The organism is Mycobacterium sp. SMC-14 (assembly GCF_046250075.1).
Lineage (GTDB): Bacteria > Actinomycetota > Actinomycetes > Mycobacteriales > Mycobacteriaceae > Mycobacterium.
Genome location: NZ_CP176429.1, coordinates 2096262 through 2115916, shown reverse-complemented (window position 1 = coordinate 2115916; position 19655 = coordinate 2096262). Strand labels below are relative to the sequence as shown.

Annotated in this window: 18 protein-coding genes; 7 read left to right on the top strand and 11 right to left on the bottom strand. The window is 69.3% G+C overall.

What is annotated here, in order from left to right:
- The first annotated feature begins 54 nt into the window (after nt 1-54).
- From ACKY0W_RS09830 to ACKY0W_RS09820, 3 genes are read left to right on the top strand one after another with little or no spacing between them, the layout of a single operon-like run.
- On the top strand, nt 55-813 hold the full coding sequence (locus ACKY0W_RS09830) for an ABC transporter ATP-binding protein (protein WP_409437392.1): 759 nt from the start codon (nt 55-57) through the stop codon (nt 811-813).
- Nucleotides 747-1577 carry an ABC transporter permease gene (locus ACKY0W_RS09825; protein WP_406782658.1) on the top strand — a complete coding sequence of 277 codons (831 nt, stop codon included), beginning with the start codon at nt 747-749 and terminating at the stop codon, nt 1575-1577. Before ACKY0W_RS09830 ends, ACKY0W_RS09825 begins: the two co-directional genes overlap by 67 nt.
- Nucleotides 1574-2197, top strand: a complete 624-nt coding sequence (locus tag ACKY0W_RS09820) for a TetR family transcriptional regulator (protein WP_409437391.1) — start codon at nt 1574-1576, stop codon at nt 2195-2197. Before ACKY0W_RS09825 ends, ACKY0W_RS09820 begins: the two co-directional genes overlap by 4 nt.
- Here ACKY0W_RS09820 and ACKY0W_RS09815 read toward each other — a convergent pair.
- Both ACKY0W_RS09815 and ACKY0W_RS09810 read right to left on the bottom strand, forming a co-directional pair.
- Nucleotides 2163-2390 carry a Trm112 family protein gene (locus tag ACKY0W_RS09815; protein WP_406782656.1) on the bottom strand — a complete coding sequence of 76 codons (228 nt, stop codon included), beginning with the start codon at nt 2388-2390 and terminating at the stop codon, nt 2163-2165. The two genes, ACKY0W_RS09820 and ACKY0W_RS09815, sit on opposite strands and share 35 nt — an antisense overlap.
- The gene (locus ACKY0W_RS09810) at nt 2387-5371 is read right to left on the bottom strand and encodes an acyl-CoA synthetase (protein WP_409437390.1); all 2985 of its coding nucleotides are present in this window, start codon (nt 5369-5371) and stop codon (nt 2387-2389) included. The genes ACKY0W_RS09815 and ACKY0W_RS09810 overlap by 4 nt, the downstream gene beginning before the upstream one ends.
- A gap of 115 nt (nt 5372-5486) precedes the next feature.
- Here ACKY0W_RS09810 and ACKY0W_RS09805 point away from each other — a divergent pair, with 115 nt between their 5' ends.
- The gene (locus ACKY0W_RS09805; protein ID WP_409437389.1) at nt 5487-7268 is read left to right on the top strand and encodes an ABC-F family ATP-binding cassette domain-containing protein; all 1782 of its coding nucleotides are present in this window, start codon (nt 5487-5489) and stop codon (nt 7266-7268) included.
- Between the two features lie 194 nt (nt 7269-7462).
- Here ACKY0W_RS09805 and ACKY0W_RS09800 read toward each other — a convergent pair whose 3' ends face one another.
- Entirely contained in the window at nt 7463-8122 is a 660-nt protein-coding gene (locus tag ACKY0W_RS09800; RefSeq protein ID WP_409437388.1) for a M15 family metallopeptidase, read from the bottom strand.
- 114 nt (nt 8123-8236) lie between these two features.
- Between ACKY0W_RS09800 and ACKY0W_RS09795 the strand changes: the two genes are divergently transcribed.
- The 3 genes from ACKY0W_RS09795 to ACKY0W_RS09785 are packed head-to-tail and all read left to right on the top strand — an operon-like array spanning nt 8237 to nt 11160.
- Nucleotides 8237-9016: a siderophore-interacting protein gene (locus tag ACKY0W_RS09795; RefSeq protein ID WP_409437712.1), complete on the top strand. Its 780-nt coding sequence runs from the start codon at nt 8237-8239 to the stop codon at nt 9014-9016.
- A 10-nt stretch (nt 9017-9026) separates the two neighbouring features.
- Nucleotides 9027-10526 carry a PPE family protein gene (locus tag ACKY0W_RS09790; protein ID WP_409437387.1) on the top strand — a complete coding sequence of 500 codons (1500 nt, stop codon included), beginning with the start codon at nt 9027-9029 and terminating at the stop codon, nt 10524-10526.
- Nucleotides 10504-11160: a heme oxygenase (biliverdin-producing) gene (locus tag ACKY0W_RS09785; protein ID WP_409437386.1), complete on the top strand. Its 657-nt coding sequence runs from the start codon at nt 10504-10506 to the stop codon at nt 11158-11160. The genes ACKY0W_RS09790 and ACKY0W_RS09785 overlap by 23 nt, the downstream gene beginning before the upstream one ends.
- On the opposite strand, the gene argH is transcribed toward ACKY0W_RS09785, so the two are convergent.
- From argH to argC, 8 genes are all read right to left on the bottom strand, one after another.
- Complete coding sequence (gene argH / locus ACKY0W_RS09780; RefSeq protein ID WP_409437385.1) at nt 11151-12572, bottom strand: argininosuccinate lyase; 1422 nt, start codon at nt 12570-12572, stop codon at nt 11151-11153. The genes ACKY0W_RS09785 and argH overlap by 10 nt on opposite strands.
- Before the next feature lie 91 nt (nt 12573-12663).
- Nucleotides 12664-13863: an argininosuccinate synthase gene (locus ACKY0W_RS09775; RefSeq protein WP_406782649.1), complete on the bottom strand. Its 1200-nt coding sequence runs from the start codon at nt 13861-13863 to the stop codon at nt 12664-12666.
- A 41-nt stretch (nt 13864-13904) separates the two neighbouring features.
- Nucleotides 13905-14390: an arginine repressor gene (locus tag ACKY0W_RS09770; protein ID WP_409437711.1), complete on the bottom strand. Its 486-nt coding sequence runs from the start codon at nt 14388-14390 to the stop codon at nt 13905-13907.
- A complete protein-coding gene (argF, locus tag ACKY0W_RS09765) occupies nt 14387-15313 on the bottom strand; it encodes an ornithine carbamoyltransferase (protein WP_409437384.1) in 927 nt (308 codons plus the stop codon). Before argF ends, ACKY0W_RS09770 begins: the two co-directional genes overlap by 4 nt.
- The gene (locus tag ACKY0W_RS09760) at nt 15310-16485 is read right to left on the bottom strand and encodes an acetylornithine transaminase (protein WP_409437383.1); all 1176 of its coding nucleotides are present in this window, start codon (nt 16483-16485) and stop codon (nt 15310-15312) included. Before ACKY0W_RS09760 ends, argF begins: the two co-directional genes overlap by 4 nt.
- Complete coding sequence (gene argB / locus ACKY0W_RS09755) at nt 16482-17357, bottom strand: acetylglutamate kinase (RefSeq protein WP_409437382.1); 876 nt, start codon at nt 17355-17357, stop codon at nt 16482-16484. Before argB ends, ACKY0W_RS09760 begins: the two co-directional genes overlap by 4 nt.
- Entirely contained in the window at nt 17354-18556 is a 1203-nt protein-coding gene (argJ, locus tag ACKY0W_RS09750; protein ID WP_409437381.1) for a bifunctional glutamate N-acetyltransferase/amino-acid acetyltransferase ArgJ, read from the bottom strand. Before argJ ends, argB begins: the two co-directional genes overlap by 4 nt.
- The gene (argC, locus tag ACKY0W_RS09745; protein ID WP_409437380.1) at nt 18553-19611 is read right to left on the bottom strand and encodes an N-acetyl-gamma-glutamyl-phosphate reductase; all 1059 of its coding nucleotides are present in this window, start codon (nt 19609-19611) and stop codon (nt 18553-18555) included. Before argC ends, argJ begins: the two co-directional genes overlap by 4 nt.
- Nucleotides 19612-19655 lie beyond the last annotated feature (44 nt).

Below are 19655 nucleotides of genomic sequence, written 5' to 3'. Positions count from 1 at the left end.
CTTGACCCTCGGCGGCTCTTGACACGGCGTCATGCCGGGCCGATTATTCATCACATGATGATTTCATCGCGTGATGAATTCTGGGGCTCGAGTCCGGCCGTCGCGATCGATCACCTGCGGGTGGTGCGCGGCAAGCGGCCGGTGTTGCACGACCTCTCGGTGCAGATCGCCCCGGGCACCATCACCGGCCTGCTCGGGCCGTCTGGCTGCGGAAAGACCACGCTGATGCGCTGCATCGTGGGGACCCAGCTCATCACCGACGGCCGGGTCGAGGTGCTGGGCAGCCCGGCCGGCTCCCCCGTGCTTCGCCGCCGGGTCGGCTACATGCCGCAACAGGCCACCATCTACGACGACCTGCGGGTGATCGACAACGTGCGGTACTTCGCCGCCCTGGCCGGGGTCGACGCCCGCGACGCGGATGACGCGATCGAGGCGGTGGATCTGCAGGAGCATCACGGCGATTACTGCGCCAACCTCTCCGGTGGGCAGCGCGCCCGGGTCTCGCTGGCCTGCGCACTGGTGGGCCGGCCGGACCTGCTGGTGCTCGACGAGCCGACGATCGGCCTGGACCCGGTGCTGCGCGCCGAGCTCTGGCAGCAGTTCGCCGCGCTGGCCCGGCGCGGCACCACATTGCTGGTGTCCAGTCATGTGATGGACGAGGCCGACCACTGCGGCGATCTGCTGCTGATGCGCGAAGGCTGGCTGCTGGCGCGCACCACCCCGAACCGACTGCGAGAGGAGACCGGATGTCGATCGATGGAGGAAGCGTTCCTGTCCATCATCCGGCGCACCACCGCGCCCCGAGCCGGGTGACCGGGTTTCTGCAGTTGCGGCCGTTCACGGCCACCACCCAGCGAATACTGCGGCAGCTCGCCGGTGACCGACGCAGTGTCGCGATGATCCTGTTGGTGCCCAGCCTGGTCATCACGCTGATGTATTTCATGTTCTCGGGCGCCGCACACCCGCCGGGCACGCCGTCGCCGTTCAACGCCGCCTGCCTGATCTTGCTGGGCCTGTTCCCGCTGTTCTTGATGTTCGTCATCACCGCGATCACCATGCAGCGCGAACGCGCATCGGGAACCCTGGAGCGCATCCTGACCACGCCGCTTCGCCGGATGGACCTGCTTGCCGCCTACGGGACGGCCTTCTCCATCGCGGCGGCCGCCCAGGCCAGCCTGGCGTGCGTGGTGGCGTTCGGGCTGTTGGGTTTCGACACCGTGGGCAGCCCGGCATGGGTGTTCGGGATCGCGATCATCAACGCGGTGCTCGGTGTCGGCTTGGGCCTGCTGTGCAGCGCGTTCGCCCGGACCGAGTTCCAAGCCGTGCAGTTCATTCCGCTGGTGATGGTGCCGCAGCTGTTGCTGGCCGGGATTATCGTGCCGCGCGCGGCGATGCCCGATTGGCTGCAGTGGGTGAGCAACGCCATGCCGGCCAGCTACGCGCTCGATGCCTTGCAGCAGGTGGGCACCCATCCCGAACTGACCGGCGTCGCGGTGCGCGACATCGTCATCGTGCTGGCGTTCGCGGTCGCGGCACTGGGACTGGCCGCGGTCACGCTACGGCGACGGACGCCGTGATGGCCACCGAGCCGCGCAGCCGTAAGCCGGGCCGCCCGTCGGGTGCCTCCGACACCCGGGACCGGATCCTGGCCGCAGCACGGGAACTGTTCGCCCGCAATGGTTTCGCGAACACTTCTATCCGGGCGGTGGCCGCCGATGCGGGCGTCGACGCAGCGCTGGTGCACCACTACCACGGCACCAAGCAGCAGCTGTTCGCCGCTGCGGTCGAGCTGCCGATTGATCCGATGACGGTGCTGGGGCCGCTGCGCGAGACGCCGGTCGAGCAGCTCGGGCGGACGCTGCCCGGACTGCTGCTGCCACTGTGGGATTCGCAGGCCGGCACCGGTCTGATCGCAGCGATGCGGTCCATGCTCACCGGAACCGAAGTGCCACTGGCCCGGTCGTTCTTCCGGGACATCGTGATCGCCGAACTCGCCCCGCGGATCGACGAACCGGCCGGATCCGGCGTACTGCGCGCCGAGTTCGCCGCCAGCCAGTTGATGGGCGTCGTCATCGCCCGCTACATCATCGGGCTGGAGCCCATCGCCTCGCTACCGGCCGCGGACGTCGTGGCGATGATCGCCCCGACCCTGCAGCGTTATCTCACTGGGGATCTGCCGGGCCCGCTTGGGCAATGAGCAGGGCGTGCTCGTCGTCGCCGACGGATTCGGCCTCGTCGATCAGCAGCACCGGGATGTCGTCGTCGATGCGGTAAGCCCGATGCAGGCGCGGGTTGTACAGCGCACCGGAGCCACCGGAACGCTGTACCAGCAGCAGCGGGCCGCGGTCGGCCGGGCAGACCAGGATGTCCAACAGCTCTTGGGCGATCACGGGCGGCCACCGGCCAGTTCGGCACGCACCGCGGCCGTCAGCCTTTTGAACTGCCGGGTGGCGGCATCGAAGTACCAGGCGTTGCGTCCGGCCTTGGGCAGCCCGGCCTCACGCAGCGCGCCCACCACCGGGCGGTACACCGTGCTCAGCGAGAGGTTCGGCACCAGATGGATGACATCGGGACCGATGCCGGACGGCAACGCGGCCACCGCCTCGCTGAGGTCGGCGGCGGTGACCGAAGCGCCCGGTTGCACCGTCACCGCCGACACCACCAAGTCGGCCCCCTCGGTCGGCACCCGATAGGTCACCGCCAGGTCGACGCCGGTGACCGCACCGAGGGCATCGGTGATCACCACCGGGAACGCGATCCCCCGGGCGGTGCGGACGCTGGATGCGCGCCCGCCCACCAGCCAGTAGTCGCCGTCGGCGTCGCGCCGGAACAAGAACTCCGTGGAGATCCACGTGTCGGCCGGCGCGAACACACCCCGCTTGACCGAGGCCGACGGGTCGATCGGTCCGCGCGGTTTGGCCAGCAGCACACCGACTTCGTCGGTCTCGGCGACCCGCACGAAGCCCCGGTCGTCTTCCAGGATCAGGTCGTGATCGGTGTCGTAGGCGGCCAGTTCCACATCCACCGCGCCGGGCAGCGGGCGGCCCTTGCTGCCGACCTTGGCGCCGGAGACGTTGGCCAGCACGGCCTGACCGTCCTTGGTGGCGAAGAACTCGACGACGTGAGCCGGCGCGAACACCTCGGTGACCCGGTTCCAGAGGCCAACGGGCATACCGGAACCGATGAACAGCCGAACCGGATGGTTGCCCTGCAGGACGAAGTTCGGGTCGTCGATGACCTCACCGAGCATCGCCCAGGTGTAGGACACCACGCTGACGCCGTACTGACGGACCTCGGAGACGAACCGATCCGGGTTCAGGCCACGCGACAATGCGATGCGGGCCCCACCGACCACCGCGCCGCCGAGGCTGACCAACAGCCCGGACTCGTGGTGCAGCGGCGTGAGGCAGTACACCGTGTCGTTGGGACCCAGGGCCGCTGTCGACGCCGTGCCGAACGCCGAGAGCGCCCAGCGGAAGTTGGTGATCTGCTTGGCCACCAGCTCGCCGGCCGCATTGCCGAAGGCCACGAACGCCAGATCGCGGGCGAAACCCGGGTTCGACCGATACCAGCCGGGCAGTTCCACGGCATCCGGATCGATCTGTTCCATGTCGATGACGTCGATGTCGGTCGGCAGATCCAGGTCGCGGGCTTCACCACCGCCGAGAACCAACACCTGGCAGTCCAATTCGCGGGCGGCGGCGCCGACCAGCTCGAGAGTCTCCGGGTCGACGATGATGTCGGAGATGCCGCCCAGGCCGGCCGCGGGCAGCATATCCCCGTCGGTCGGCATCAGCACGGCCACCGCACCCAGCCGGGACAACGCGGCGATCGCGACCAGGGCGCTGGGCCGGGTGGCCATCGCCACACCGACGTGGACCCCTTGGCGCACCCCGACGTCGATCAGGCCGCGGACGACGTTGTCGATGCGCTTGTTGACCGCCTCGTAGGTGTGCACTCGCCCGTCGAACAGCAGGAACTCGCCGTCGGGCGAGTCGGCGGCCTGCTCATCGATGATGCGGCCCAGCGAGATTCGGGTGTGGTCGTTGATCTGTCCGAGCCGGGCCAGCCGGGGCAGGGTGCGCGCGGTCTCAACGGCCATGGTGCGCACCGACTTCTGCGCCGCCACCATGGCGTCCGCGGCGCCGCGCGCCAGCGTCAGCGCGACCTCGGAGGCCTCCCCCAGTCCGTGCGCGATCCGCGACGTCATCGCGACGCCCCGCTTGGCGCCTTCGGACGGCTGCGCGGACATCAGTGCCACCCCCGGCGGCTGCGGTCCCATCCCGGACTGCCACAGCACCCAGCGCGCCACGGTCGGCCAGGTCAGTTCGGCGGCCTTCGAACCCACCACCAGACCGAAGTGCCCTGCCCGCAGCAGATATTCGAAGACCTTGGCATCGGGTGCGGCGCGGCGGATCCCGCGGACGGCCACCGGCTGCCCGATGTCATCGACCTCACCGACGAAGGCCAGCACCGGGCAGGTGATGTCGGTCAGCGTGACCAGTTGACCGTTGATCGCGAAACCGCCGGTCATCATCCGGTTGTGGGCGATGAACTGCTTGAGCAGCTCGGAGATCGCCGGACCCGACCAGGCGATCCAGCCCTCGGACTCCAGGAACCGCCGCTGCGCCTCACGGGGCAGCAGGGCCTCCCGGTCGTGCAGCTGGCGCAGGAAGTCCATCCGGGCCTTCGCCGTCTTGAGCGGGTCCATCATCTGGAAGCCCAGGCGCGCCTGCCATCCCGAGATGTCCAGCCGGTTGAAGACGTGGTCGGCCATGAATCCGGCCACGCCGGAGGCCAGGTTGGGCGGTAGCCCCATCGGCAGCGCGGCCAGGGTGTCCACCGGCGAACCGAACGCGATGATGCTGGCGATGTTCTTCGAATGCCGGTATGCCCCGGTCTGATAGGCGAACATGCCGCCCTGGGAGTAGCCGGCCAGGTGCACGTCGCGTCCGGTGGTCTCGGCGACGGTATCGATGGCCTGGCTCAGGCCGACGATGTGGTCGGCCAGGTTGCGGCGCATGCCGCCTTCGATCTGGTCCGGCGAGCCGAAGTCGATCACCCACGGATCCACCCCGGCGTCGTGCAGGATGCCGACCGCGCCCTCATCGAGGGTGACGTCCCACATGTTTGCCGACATCATCATCGGGTGCACCAGCAGCACCGGCGGTCCGGGCTGCGGTTGTCCCGGCCGGCTGTCCGGCGGGAAGTACCGCCGCAGCTTGTACATCGGGGTGCTCTCGACGATCTGGAACGGTGATGGGACGGTCCCGGTCTCCAGGCCGCCCCAGCGCAGCACCTCCAGGCCGTTCTGTGCGGTGGCCATCAGCCACTCGACCGGCCGGGTGATGGCCGACAAGTTCAGATCCACCGCTGCTCCCCTACTTCGCGCACGATCCCGGAATGACGTGCACATTCTGGCACATCAGGGCCATACGTCCGGCTGGTTCACCATTCGCCAAGGGGCAGGCAGTACCGTTCCAGCGGTGGCACACCTGCTCGGAGCCGAGGCTCTTCACCTGCGGTACGCCACCGGTGTGGTGTTGGACTCAGTGACGCTCGGGGTCAACGAGGGCGCCCGGATCGGGATCGTCGGCCGCAACGGCGACGGCAAATCGTCGCTGCTGCGACTGCTGGCCGGCGCCGCGACCCCGGATTCGGGCCGCGTCACCCGGCGCAGCGGTCTGCGGGTCGGGTTGCTGGACCAGGCCGACACCCTCGACCCCGACAGCACGCTGGGGACGTCGCTGGTCGGTGATCAGGCCGACCATGAATGGGCGTCCAACCCGCGAATCCGTGACGTGGTCGACGGCTTGGTCTCCGACATCGCCTGGGACGCAACCATCTCCGGACTGTCGGGAGGTCAGCGCCGACGAGTGCAATTGGCAGCCTTGCTGATCGGCGAATGGGACGTGATCTGCCTCGACGAGCCGACCAACCACCTCGACGTGGAGGGCATCACCTGGCTGGCGCGGCACCTGCAGCAGCGCTGGGCCCGCAATTCCGGCGGCCTGCTGGTGGTCACCCACGACCGGTGGTTCCTCGACGAGGTGGCCACCACCACCTGGGAGGTATATGGCGGAGCCGTCGCTCCCTTTGAAGGCGGCTACGCGGCTTATGTCCTGCAGCGGGTGGAGCGCGATCGGATGGCCGCGGCCAGTGAGGCCAGGCGCCAGAACCTGTTGCGCAAAGAGCTGGCCTGGCTGCGCCGGGGAGCACCGGCCCGCACCTCCAAACCGAAGTTCCGCATAGAGGCGGCCAATGCGCTGATCGCCGACGTCCCGCCGCTGCGCAACGACGTCGAGCTGATGAAGCTGGCGACCGCGCGGCTGGGCAAGGACGTCATCGACCTGCTCGATGTGTCGGTCTCGTTCGACGGCCGCCCGGTGCTGCGCGACGTGGAATGGCGGATCGGGCCCGGCGAGCGCACCGGAATCGTCGGCGCCAACGGTGCAGGAAAATCCACTCTGCTCGGTCTGATCGCCGGCACGGTGGTGCCGGACAGCGGCCGGGTCAAACGCGGCAAGACGGTGCGACTGGGCATGTTGGACCAGCAGTCGGCGGAGCTGGCGACGCTGGCCGAAGACCGGGTGGCCGACGTGCTGGGCCGGCTGCGCAACGACTACCAGGTCGACGGCAAGGAGATGACGCCCGCGCAGCTGTTGGAGCGACTCGGGTTCGGCAGCGCTCAGCTGTCGGCGCGGGTGGGCGAACTCTCCGGCGGCCAGCAGCGGCGACTGCAGTTGATGCTGACCCTGCTCGCCGAACCGAACGTGCTGGTGCTCGACGAGCCCACCAACGACGTCGACACCGACATGCTGACCGCCACCGAGGACCTGCTGGACTCCTGGCCGGGCACCTTGATCGTGGTCTCCCACGACCGGTATCTGCTGGAGCGGGTCACCGACAATCAATACGCGATTCTCGATGGGCAGCTGCGGCACCTGCCGGGGGGTGTCGACGAATATCTGCGGCTGGCCGCCGACGCGCGTCGGGCGCCGGCGCCGCGACCCGCAGCCGCGGCCGCCGAGGGTCGGGGGCCGCTGTCGGGAGCGGAACTGCGTGCGGCACAGAAGGATCTGGCCGCCGTCGATCGCCGGCTGGCGCGGCTGGCCGAGCAGATCGAGGCCAAGCATCACGAGCTGGCCGACTACGACCAGTCCGATCATGTGGGCCTGGCCGGGCTGACCCGGGAGCTGAGGGCGCTGGAGGCCGAGGTGGCCGAGCAGGAAGGCCGATGGTTGGAGCTCTCGGAGCTCCTTGACTAACCCCGAACAGCCGTTTTCGTCACATGAGTCCCAGCGGTAACGCGGGAGAAGCATGTGGGTGTTGTCGATTTGGATAGCGCGTGCGCTACCAATCGGCCGGCACCGCGGCGGTGATATCGCCGGCGACATCCTTTTTCAACTTCGGTGCATGGTCGGTCGACGGTGCCGATGTGGCAGGTGTGACTTTCGTCGCGTCAGCGCCGCTCAAAATGCTGGTAGTCCACCGGCGACTTCCAATTGCCGCCCCAGCGCCACCCGGCGTCGGTGAAGGCGCGCACTGCGGCGTCACCGGCATGCAGCAGGCCCGGCTCGATCCGACGGCGATCCAGGTAGACCCCGGCGTTGCGCGGCTCGAATTTGCCGTGGTCGACCGAGGGATTCAGCAGCGGGTTGACGTCGATGGCACGGCCGTAGGCGTGTAGCGCCCAGTTGCCCGAGCCCGGGATGCGCCGGCAGTTGAACGCCGAGGTGTTGTTGTCCTCCATCGACAGCTCGTCGTCGCCGCCCCGATAGTGGGCCACCGGTTGCATCCGCTCGATCGGGAACTCCAGCCGGTAGAGCCGATCGAACACGGCGATGACCTGCGGAACCAGCTCCTGATTCACGATCAACTCGCCGCGGTGCGGCCGGTCGTCGAAGCCGAGATAGGTCAGCGTGACGCGCCGCAGCTGCGCGGGGGTGACCGGGCAGTCGCGGTGCCAGGTCGGGCCGAGCTCGGCGGCCGTGACGGCCGCGACGCTGGCGGGCTCGGGCGCGACGTTGCGGGGCGCGGATGCCGCCGGCGCCGGGTTGGGTTCCGGCGGTGCTCCACCGGTGCACTGCGCCAGCAGCCCGCAGAGCGCGATCGCCGTCACCAGGCGCCCCGCGGTCGAGATGTTTCGGCTGCCGTTGATCCATTCACGCTAGCGCAGCGCCGGATCTGCTACTGTCGCGACTTAGGTAAGGCATGCCTAATTTAAATCGACTCACTGGAGACCCCCGTGGCACCGCTCCTCGATTCGTTTCCCCTCGTCAGCACCCTGCGCGAGGCGCTGCTGCTGTCCGCAACCGTCGGCGAGATCGAACAGCTGACACCGACCATGCGCCGCATCCGATTCACCGGTCCACGGCTGCGAGGCCTGACCTGGACGCCGGGTCAGCATGTCCGCCTGCAGGTCGCCGGTCTGCTCGATTCGGTGCTGCGGCTGCATCCCCACGACGCCCTGCGCGCCTATTCCATCTACGACGCGGATCCCGACGCCGGAACGCTCGACATCGTGATGTGCCACCACGGTTACGACCGGGACGCCGTGACGCCGGCCCGGCGGTGGGCGGCCGCCGCGTCGCTCGGGGACCACGTCGATTTCACCCGACCGCAGGGCAACTTCGTCGTACGCCAGGACGCCGCCTACCACGTGTTCGCCGGCGATGAGACGGCGTCGGTCGCCTTCGCCGCGATGCTGCGCTCGCTGCAGCCCGGCGCCCAGGTGTACGGCGTCGTCGAGGCGGCGACCGAAGCCGATCACCTTCCGCTCCCGCGGCCCGTGACCCGCCTCGAGCGCGGTGACGCCTCGGCGGCGAACTCCCCCGTTCTCGCCGACGCCCTGCGCAACCTCGAGCTTCCCGACCATCCCGGCATCGCCTACCTCGCCGGTGAGGCCCGCACCATCCAAACCCTGCGAAAGATTCTGATCAACGAACGCGGCTGGGATAGACGCCGCATCCGCACCAAACCCTTCTGGACTCCCGGCCGTACCGGCATGGAGTGAACCCGCGACCATGACCACACCCATCTGGATGGCCTTGCCCCCCGAGGTGCACTCCACCCTGCTCAGCAGCGGGGTGGGCGCCGGGACACTACTGGCCGCGGCCGATGCTTGGGCGGCACTGAGCAGCGAATACACCACGGCTGCAGCCGAACTCACGACAATCCTGGGTGCCGTGCAGGCCGGCACGTGGGAGGGCCAAGCCGCGGCGCGCTACCTTGCCGCGCACGCGCCCTACCTGGCCTGGCTGATGCAGGCCGGGGCGAACAGCGCCAGCGCGGCCGCCCAGCTCCAGACGGCGGCCGGCTCCTATACCGCGGCGCTGGCCGCCATGCCGACCGTCGCCGAACTGGCGGCCAACCGCGCGACGCTGGGCGTGTTGGTGGCGACAAACTTCTTCGGTATCAACGCGATCCCGATCGCGGTCACCGAGGCCGACTACATCCGGATGTGGCTGCAGGCCGCCTCCACCATGAGCATCTACCAGGCCGTCTCCGCGGCGACAGTGGCATCCACACCACAGACGGCGCCCGCGCCGCCTGTCCTCGATCCGGGCGTCGGTGAGGCGGGGTCCGCCGCCTTCACCGACCCCATCGAGGAATGGCTGTCGTGGTCCGAGCACTTCAGCAGCATGTACCGCATGCTCAAACAGGTACTCGCCGATCCGCTCGGCACCCTGGTTCAGGTCATCACGGATTTTGCGGCCGACCCCGCGGCGGCCGTTGCCACCTGGATGCCGTTGTTCTACCTGTTCGCCTACGCGGCTACCTTCGCTGTCTTGGGAACGCCGATCTACGCCGCGATCATGGGGCCTGCATCGTCGGCGATCCCGATCGCATTGGGATTGTCCGGGCTCGCCAATCTGGCCCAGGTACCCGCCGCGGAGGTACCACCCGTGATCACGCCCCAGAATCTGCCGGCCGCGGTCGCGGTTCCGACTCCCCCGGCGTCCGCGTTGTCCAGCCCTCCCGCTCCTGCTCCGGCGCCCGCAAGCACGGCCCCCGCACCGGCAGCACCGGTACCGAATCCGCCTCCGGCTACCGGCGCCCCGCCGCTGTACTACGCGGTTGCCGGCGGCGGCCCCGGCGTGGGCTTCGGCCCACCCATGCAGCAGCGAGCCGCGGAGCCCTCACGTCGTCCCAGGGGCGCGAGTGAAGCCGCAGACGCCGCGGCGGTGGCTGCGTCCGGCAGAAGGTCCAGGACACGCAGGCGCCGCGGCGCTGACGTCAAAGAACGCGGCTACCGCTACGAATTCCTCACCGCCGACGACGAGGCGCCCGCTGCGCCGCACCCGGAACATCGGACCGGGGTCAGCGCGTCGGGCAGCGTCGCGCTTGGATCTAGCGGCGCTGCGGCGCGGTCTGGACTGGCGGACCCGGCCGGACTCACTACGCTGGCGGAAGATGCATTCGGCAACGGGGCCGCCACCCCGATGATGCCGGGAAGCTGGACCACCGAGAGCACCCGCGAAGAAGGGAACGGATCACAGCATGCCGCTGAAGGCCCCGGTTGACCCCGATGCCGTCCGATCGTTGTCCACCGCCATGCGGGAGGGATCGCAAGCGGCGCACGACGCCGCCGAGGCCTCGCCGTTTGTGTCAGAACTGATGAGCGGCAAGGTCAACGAACAGGGCTACGTCGACTACCTGTTGCGGTTGCGGATGGTCTACGCCGCACTGGAGGCCGCGATGCGGGCGAACCGCGACGACGCACTCGTCGCATCGGTGTACGACCCTGCGCTCGAACGGCTGGCAGCGATCGAGGCCGACCTGGAGTTCTGGGCCGACGGAGCCGTCGCGGAGGTCGTTTCGCCTGCCGCCCAGGCGTACTGCGACCGGATTGCCGCAGCCTCGAGCAGCGCCTTGTTGGCCCACCACTACACGCGCTACCTGGGTGACCTCTCCGGCGGCCAGGCGATCGGACGCGTATTGGACCGCACGTTCGAGCTCGGCGGCGCCGGCCTGTCGTTCTATGAGTTCCCGGTGCGCGCAAAACCGTACAAGGACGCCTACCGTGCCCGCCTCGACGAGCTCGGGCTGGAGCCCGACGAAATCGCTCGCGTGGTCGATGAGGTCAGGTTCGCGTTCGGACTGAACCAGGACTTGTTCGACGAACTGGCCGACAACCTGGCGTCGTACTACCGCTGATCGCCGGCGGTTCGACGGCGCGCCTGGCTGACGGCTTCGCGGATCGCGTCCAGCTGCTCGGCCACCCGCACCGGCGCGGTTCCGCCGCGGGCGTCACGGGATGCCACCGACCCCTCGACCGTCAGTACCTCGCGCACCTGCGGGGTGAGCTCCGCGCTGATGGCGGCCAGCTCGTCGTCGGTCAGTTCGTCCAGGCCGACGCCGCGCTGCTCGGCGGCCTTCACCGCTGCGCCGGCCGCCTCGTGGGCGATGCGGAACGGAACTCCTTGGCGCACCAGCCATTCGGCGATGTCGGTGGCTAGGGTGTAGCCGGCCGGTGCCAGCGCGGCCATCCGCTCGGTGTCGAACCGCAGGGTGCCGACCAGGCCGGCCATCGCGGGCAACAGCAGCTCCAGCTGAGCCGCCGAGTCGAACACCGGCTCCTTGTCCTCCTGCAGGTCCCGGTTGTAGGCCAGCGGCTGGGCCTTGAGCGTCGCCAGTAGGCCGGTCAGGTTGCCGATCAACCGGCCGGACTTCCCGCGAGCCAGCTCGGCGATGTCGGGGTTCTTCTTCTGCGGCATGATCGAGCTGCCGGTCGACCAGGAGTCGTGCAGCACCGCGTAGCCGAATTCCGTTGAACTCCACAAGATGATGTCTTCGGCCAGCCGGGACAGGTCGACGGCGATCATCGCGAACACGAACGCGGCCTCAGCGGCGAAGTCGCGTGCGGCGGTGGCGTCGATCGAGTTGTCCGCGGCGGCGGCGAAACCGAGTTCGGCGGCGATGGCATCCGGGTTCAGGCCCAGCGACGAGCCTGCCAGTGCACCCGACCCGTACGGCGAGATCGCGGCGCGGGCGTCGAAGTCGATGATCCGGTCCACGTCGCGCAGCAGCGGGTGGGCGTGCGCCAGCAGGTGGTGGGCCAACAGCACCGGTTGCGCCGACTGCAGGTGCGTCTTGCCCGGCATGATCGCACTCGGGTGGGCGCCCGCCTGGTGGGCCAGCGCCTCGACCACGTCGAGCACCCCGGCGGCCACCCGGCGCACCGCGTCACGCAGCCACATCCGAAACAGCGTGGCCACCTGATCGTTTCGCGAGCGTCCGGCGCGCAGCCGGCCGCCCAGATCGGGCCCGACCCGGTCGATCAGGCCGCGTTCCAGCGCGCCGTGCACGTCCTCATCGGTGACCAGTGGCCCGAAGCTGCCATCGGCGACGTCCTCGCCGAGGCTGTCCAGGCCGGCCAGTAGGCCGTCACGCTGGTCGTCGGTGAGCAGCCCGGCGCCGTAGAGCACCTTCGCGTGCGCCTTGGACGCGGCCACGTCGTAGGGCGCCAGCACCCAGTCGAAGTGAGTGGATTTGCTCAGCGCCGCCAGCGCGTCGGACGGTCCTTCGGCGAACCGTCCGCCCCACAGGGATCCCTCGTTGGTGCTCACCGCTCACCCCCGCCGAGTGTGAATTCCACGACGCCGCACCGGCGTGTTGCGTCGTGAGATTCACACTCGCGGTGGAGTGACGCCGCGAGCGTCACGAGCCCAGGTCCCGGCGGGCGGAGATCTTCGAGCTCAACCCGTGGATCTGGACGAAGCCACGAGCCGCGGTCTGGTCGAAGGTGTCGCCCTCGTCGTAGGTGGCCAGGTTGAAGTCGTACAGCGACTCCGCGCTGCGCCGGCCGTTGATGATGATGCTGCCGCCGTGCAGCACCAGCCGGATGTCACCGGAGACGTGCTGCTGGGTGTCCTCGACGAACACCTCCAGCGACCGCTTGAGCGGGCTGAACCACAGGCCGTCGTAGGTGAGCTCGCCCCACTTGCGGTCCACGCCGCGCTTGTAGCGGCCCAGCTCGCGTTCCAGGGTGACGTGCTCGAGCTCGGTGTGCGCGGTGATCAGCACCATCGCGCCCGGCGCCTCGTAGATCTCGCGGCTCTTGATGCCCACCAGCCGGTCCTCGACCACGTCGAGCCGTCCCACGCCCTGCGCGCCGGCACGGGCGTTGAGCTCCTGGATGATCTCCAGCACGCTGAGCGGGCGACCGTCGATCGCCACCGGGCGGCCCTTGTCGAAGCTGATGATCAGCTCGTCGGGGGCGTTGAAGTTGACCGTCGGGTCCTCGGTGTAGTCGTAGACGTCCTTGGTCGGGGCGTTCCACAGGTCTTCGAGGAACCCGGTCTCCACCGCACGGCCCCACACGTTCTGGTCGACCGAGAACGGCGAGCGCTTGGTGACGTTGATCGGGATGGCGTTCTCCTCGGCGAACGCGATGGCCTTCTCCCGGGTCCAGGCGTAGTCGCGGACCGGGGCGATGACGTTCAGTTCGGGAGCCAGCGAGGCGAAGCCGACCTCGAAGCGGACCTGGTCGTTGCCCTTGCCGGTGCAGCCGTGCGCGACGATGGTGCCCCCGTGGCTCCGCGCGGCATCCACCAAATGCTTGACGATCAGCGGCCGGCTGATGGCCGAGACCAGCGGGTAGCGGTCCATGTAGAGCGCGTTGGCCTTGATGGTCGGCAGGCAGTATTCGTCGGCGAACTCGTTGCGGGCGTCGACCACGACGGCCTCCACCGCACCGCAGTCCAGGGCCCGCTGGCGCACCACTTCCATGTCCTCGCCGCCCTGGCCGAGGTCGATGGCGACGGCGACCACTTCGCGGCCGGTCTCCTTGCCGATCCAGCTGATCGCCACCGAAGTGTCCAGGCCGCCGGAATACGCCAGGATGACGCGTTCGGACATTCGAGTTCTCCTTGCTTTGTGTTGCTGTGTGCTTGTGGGTGTTACTGCAGGTCGTTGAGGGTGGCGGCGAGCTCGGCGCCGGTCATCGGCTCGCGGGCCGCCACGAAGATGGTGTCATCCCCGGCGATGGTGCCGACGACGTACGGTAGCGCGGCCCGATCTATGGCGCTGGCCAGGTAGTCCGCCGCTCCGGGCGGGGTGCGCAGCACGGCCAGATTTCCGGTGGCGTCGGTGGACACCAGCAGCTCCCCCAGCAGCCGGCACAACCGGTCGGTGCCGCCGGAAAGGCGCAGCGGGTTGCCGTCTTCGGGGATTACGTACCCGCCGACTCCTCCATCGGGGCCCCGCAGTTTCACCGCGCCCAGCTCTTCGAGGTCGCGCGACAGGGTGGCCTGGGTGACCTCGATGCCGTCGGCCGCCAGGATGGTGGCCAGCTCGGTCTGGCTGCGCACCGCGGCAGAGGACAGCACCTCGACGATGCGGGCCTGGCGGCCCACGCGGGTGACGGTGCTGTCGGCTCGGCTCATCGTGACCGTTCCAGCAACCACACCAACAGCGCCTTCTGAGCGTGCAACCGGTTCTCGGCTTCGTCCCACACCGCGCTGCGCGGCCCGTCGATCACCGAGTCGGTGATCTCGTCGCCGCGGTGCGCCGGAAGGCAGTGCAGCACCGTGACTTCCGCATCCGCGAGGCCGACCAGTTCATCGTTGATCTGGAACGGTCGAAACGGCGCCACTCGGTCCAGGCCGTCGTCCTCCTGGCCCATCGAGGTCCAGGTGTCGGTGACCAGGACGTCGGCGCCGGCGGCGGCCTTGGCCGCATCGGTGGTGAGCGTGACCGAGGCGCCGGTGTCGGCGGCGCGCGCCTTGGCGGCGGCGACCACGCCCGCGTCGGGGGTGAAGCCCTCCGGGGCGGCGACGGTGACGTGCACCCCGGCGGTCACCCCGCCGAGCATCAGCGAGTGCGCCATGTTGTTGGCGCCGTCACCGAGATAGGTCAGCTTGAGCCCCTTGAGCGCACCTTTGCGTTCGGCGATGGTCTGCAGGTCGGCCAGCACCTGGCAGGGATGGAACTCATCGGAGAGGGCGTTGACGATCGGGACCGTGGCCGTGGAGGCCATCGCGGTCAGCCGGTCCTGGGCGAACGTGCGCCACACGATGGCGTCGACGTAGCGCGACAGCACCTGTCCGGTGTCTTCCAGGGTCTCGTCGCGGCCCAGCTGGGTGGACCGGCCGTCGACGACGACGGCGTGCCCGCCGAGTTGGGCGATGCCCATCTCGAAGGAGAACCGGGTGCGGGTGGAGTTCTTGTCGAAGATCACCGCGACACCCCGCGGGCCTTCCAGCGGCCGGCGGCTGAACGGTTCGGCTTTGAGTTCGGCTGCCAGGGACAGGATCTCGGCCTGCTCGGCTGGGGTGACGTCGTCGTCACGCAGGAAGTGGCGGATCATGACGCAGCCTCCTGCGCGGTGTCGAGGATGCCGGGCAGGGCGGTGATGAAGCTGCCGATCTGCTCCTCGGTGACGATCAGCGGCGGCGCCAACCGGACCACGCCCGCCGCGGCGGCGTTGACCAGGAAACCGGCCTCGCGGGCGGCCAGTTCGACGGCCTTGGCCTTGGGCTCGGTGAGCACCACCCCCTGCAACAGGCCCTTGCCCCGGACGTGGTCGACCAGCGGATGGCCCAGTTCCTCGATGCCGTGGCTCAGCGTCTTGCCGAGCGTGGCGGCCCGGGCGATCAGGTCGCCGTCGGCCAGCGCCCGCAGCACCGCCAGCGCGGCCGCGGTGCACACCGGGTTGCCGCCGAAGGTGCTGCCGTGCAAGCCCGGGGTCAACAGGTCACCGGCCGCACCGACCGCCAGGCAGGCACCGATCGGCAACCCGCCGCCCAGGCCCTTGGCCAGCGTGATGATGTCGGGGGTGATGCCGTCGTGCTGGTGGGCGTAGAAGGCCCCGGTGCGCCCGATCCCGGTCTGGACTTCGTCGAGTACCAGCAGGGCGCCGTGGGCGGCGGTGATGCCGCGGGCCTCGGCCAGGTAGCCGGCGGGCGGGGTGACGACGCCGCCCTCCCCCATGATCGGCTCCAGGAACACCGCGGCGGTGGTCGAATCGACCGCCGCGGCCAGCGCCTTGGTGTCGCCGTAGGGCACGTGGGTGATCTCGCCGGGCAGCGGCTCGAACGGCGCCTGCTTGTCGGGCTGTCCGGTCAGCGCCAGCGACCCCATGGTCCGGCCGTGGAAGGCGCCCTGGGCGGCAACGATCTTGGTCTTGCCGGTGAGTCGGGTCATCTTGAACGCGACCTCGTTGGCCTCGGTCCCCGAGTTGCAGAAGAACACCCGCGCCGGCGCGCCGAGATGGTCGACCAGCCCCTCGGCCAGGGCGATGCCCGGCTCGGTCGCATACAGGTTGGAGGTGTGGCCCAACGTGTTCAGCTGGGTGGTGACGGCCTCGATCACTGCCGGGTGTCGATGGCCGAGCACGTTGACCGCGATGCCGCCGAGCAGATCGACGTAGCTCTTGCCGGCCTCGTCGGTCACCACCGCGCCCTCGCCGCTGACCAGTGCCAGCGGCGGGGTGCCGTAGTTGTTCATCATCACCGCTTGCCAGCGGTCTTGGAGTGTCACGGGTTTACCACCTTGGTTCCGGTGCCGGCGTGAGTGAAAAGTTCGACCAGCACGCAATGTTCGACGCGGCCGTCGATGATGTGGGCGCTGGGCACCCCACCGCGGACGGCGCGCAGGCAGGCTTCGACTTTGGGGATCATGCCGGACTCCAGGCTCGGCAGCAGTTGCTCCAGGGTCGCGGTGTCGATCTCACTGACCAGCGAATCGCGGTTGGGCCAGTCGGTGTAGAGGCCGTCGACGTCGGTGAGCATCAACAGCTTCTCGGCCTGCAGCGCTTCGGCCAGGGCGGCCGCGGCGGTGTCGGCGTTGATGTTGTGCACCACCCCGTCGGGGTCGGGCGCCAGGGTGGAGACCACCGGAATCCGGCCTGCGGCAATCAAGTCCAGCACCGCGGCGGTGTTGACCTGGTCGACGTCGCCCACCAGCCCGATGTCGGTGGCGACCCCGTCGACATTCACGCTGCGCCGCACCGCGGTGAACAGCGCGGCGTCCTCTCCGGTGATGCCGACCGCATACGGGCCGTGGGCGTTGATCAGGCCGACGAGTTCGCGCCCGACCTGGCCGAACAGCACCATGCGCGCCACGTCCAGCACTTCGGGTGTGGTGACCCGGAATCCGCCCTTGAAGTCACCTTCGATGCCGAGCTTCTTCAGCATGGCGCTGATCTGCGGCCCACCGCCGTGCACCACCACCGGGTGGATGCCACAGTTGCGCAGGAAAGCCATGTCGGCGGCGAACGCATGCTTGAGGGTGTCGTCGGTCATGGCGTTGCCGCCGTATTTGACGACGACGATCTTGCCGTGCAGCTGCTTGAGCCACGGCAGGGCTTCGGCCAATACCTGCGCTTTGACGGCGGTGGTGAGTTCGGTCATGAGCTGTACGCCGAGTTCTCTTCGACGTAGGCGTGCGACAGGTCGGTGGTGCGCACCATGGCCTGCCCGCTGCCGAGGTTGAGTTCCACCGTCACGTGGATGTCCGCCCCGGACAGGTCGACTTCCCGGGCACCGGGCATCGGCGAGCCGCCGGAGAACACCGGGGAGCCGTTGAACGACACCGTGATCCGGTCCGGGTCGATGGTGAACGGCACCATCCCCACGGCGGCCAGCACCCGTCCCCAGTTGGGGTCCGAGCCGAACAACGCGGTCTTGACCAGGCTGTCGCGGGCCACGATCCGCGCGGCGATCAGGGCGTCGGCGTCGCTGCCGGCGCCGCTGACGGTGATCGACACCCGCTTGGTGACGCCCTCGGCGTCGGCCTGAAGCTGAGCGCACAGGTCGTCGCAGACCGCCAACACCGCGGCGTCGAGCTCGTCCTGGCTGGGTGCGATCTCGCTGGCACCCGACGACAGCAGCAGCACCGTGTCGTTGGTGGAGCAGCTGCCGTCGATGTCGAGCCGGTCGAACGTCACCGCGGTGGCCCGGCGCAGGGCGCTGTCCAGCGCCGCCGCGTCGACCTTGGCGTCGGTGGTCAGCACCACCAGCATGGTGGCCAGCGACGGCGCCAGCATGCCGGCACCCTTGGCCATGCCGCCCACGGTCCAGTCACCCTTGTGGTGCAGCGCAACCTGTTTGGGGACGGTGTCGGTGGTCATGATGGCGCGGGCGGCTTCGTCTCCGCCAACCAGGCCGCCGGCCATGGCCTGCACCACCTCGGTGACACCGGTCAGCAGCTTGGCCATCGGCAGCCGGTCACCGATCAGGCCGGTGGAACAGACCGCCACCTCGGCCGCCCCGGTCTCGGTGCCCCACTCCGACAGTGCCGTCGCGACCGCTTCGGCGGTGGTATGGGTGTCCTGGAAACCGCCCGGACCGGTGCATGCGTTAGCACCACCGGAGTTCAGGATCACCGCCCGCAGCCGGCCGGCCTTGAGCACCTGCCGGCTCCACTGCACCGGCGCGGCCTTGACCTGGTTGCTGGTGAACACCCCGGCCGCGGCGTAGTCCGGGCCCTCGTTGAACACCAGCGCCAGGTCCGGATTTCCGGAAGCCTTGATGCCGGCGGCGATTCCGGCCGCCCGGAAGCCTCCGGGCGCGGTGACGCCCTGCTCGCGCACCAGCCGAACGTTGGTCATGGCGCCACTCCTACGACGGAAAGTCCTTCGGTCTCCGGCCAGCCCAGCGCCAGGTTCATCGCCTGCACGGCCGCGCCGCCGGTGCCCTTGACCAGGTTGTCGATCGCCGCGATCGCGATGAACATCGAGGCGTCCTCGTCGACGGCGACCGCGAGGTGGGCCGCGTTGCTGCCGATCACCGATCCGGTCTTGGGCAGCTGGCCCTGCGGCAGCAGGTGCACGAACGGCTCGTCGTGGTAAGCCTTTTCGTAGACCGCCCGCAGTTCGGACAGCGACGTGGTGGTCTTGGCGGTGCAGGTGGCCAGGATGCCCCGGGATGTCGGGATCAGCACCGGGACGAACGCGACGCTGACGTCGCGATGGGTGACCGCGCGCAGCCCCTGGCTGATCTCCGGGGTGTGCCGGTGCGCCCCGCCGATGTTGTAGGCCCGCGCCGAGCCGATGACCTCCGAGCCCAGCAGGTCGACCTTGGCGGCCTTGCCGGCACCGGAGGTGCCGCTGACGGCGACCACGGTGACGTCGGGTTCCACCAGTCCGGCGGCGACGGCCGGGAACAGCGCCAGCAGCGCCGCGGTCGGGTAGCAGCCCGGCACCGCGATCCGCCTGGCGTTGATGAGTTTGTCACGCCCGCCGGGCAGCTCGGGCAGGCCGTAGGGCCAGGTGCCGGCGTGCGCCGAGCCGTAGAAGCGTTCCCAATCGGTCGGGTCGCCCAGCCGGAAGTCCGCTCCGCAGTCGATCACCACGGTGTCGTCACCGAGCTGCTCGGCCAGCACCGCCGAATGTCCGTGCGGCAGGCCCAGGAACACCACATCGTGCCCGGCCAGGGTGTCGACCTCGGTCGGTTCCAGGACGCGGTCGGCCAGCGGCACCAGATGCGGGTGTTGCTCGCCCAGGGTGCTGCCGGCGTTGCCGGCGGCGGTCAGCGCGCCGATGCTCAGCCGGCCGTCGGCGTAGGCGGGGTGCCCGAGCAGCAGCCGCAGGATCTCCCCGCCGGCGTAGCCGCTGGCACCGGCCACCGCCACTTTGATCGCTTTGGTCACTGGACGATTCTGCATGACTATGCGTATAGATGCAAACTAATTGAATCCACTTCCGCGAG

Bases quoted from the DNA above. Each gene is read 5' to 3' on its own strand.
- argJ (WP_409437381.1), bottom strand. From the start codon at position 18,556: ATGACCAACGTTCGGCTGGTGCGCGAGCAGGGCGTCACCGCGCCCGGA.
- argC (WP_409437380.1), bottom strand. From the start codon at position 19,611: ATGCAGAATCGTCCAGTGACCAAAGCGATCAAAGTGGCGGTGGCCGGT.
- ACKY0W_RS09790 (WP_409437387.1), top strand. From the start codon at position 9,027: ATGACCACACCCATCTGGATGGCCTTGCCCCCCGAGGTGCACTCCACC.
- argB (WP_409437382.1), bottom strand. From the start codon at position 17,357: ATGACCGAACTCACCACCGCCGTCAAAGCGCAGGTATTGGCCGAAGCC.
- ACKY0W_RS09775 (WP_406782649.1), bottom strand. From the start codon at position 13,863: ATGTCCGAACGCGTCATCCTGGCGTATTCCGGCGGCCTGGACACTTCG.
- ACKY0W_RS09830 (WP_409437392.1), top strand. From the start codon at position 55: ATGATGATTTCATCGCGTGATGAATTCTGGGGCTCGAGTCCGGCCGTC.
- ACKY0W_RS09785 (WP_409437386.1), top strand. From the start codon at position 10,504: ATGCCGCTGAAGGCCCCGGTTGACCCCGATGCCGTCCGATCGTTGTCC.
- argF (WP_409437384.1), bottom strand. From the start codon at position 15,313: ATGATCCGCCACTTCCTGCGTGACGACGACGTCACCCCAGCCGAGCAG.
- ACKY0W_RS09770 (WP_409437711.1), bottom strand. From the start codon at position 14,390: ATGAGCCGAGCCGACAGCACCGTCACCCGCGTGGGCCGCCAGGCCCGC.
- ACKY0W_RS09825 (WP_406782658.1), top strand. From the start codon at position 747: ATGTCGATCGATGGAGGAAGCGTTCCTGTCCATCATCCGGCGCACCAC.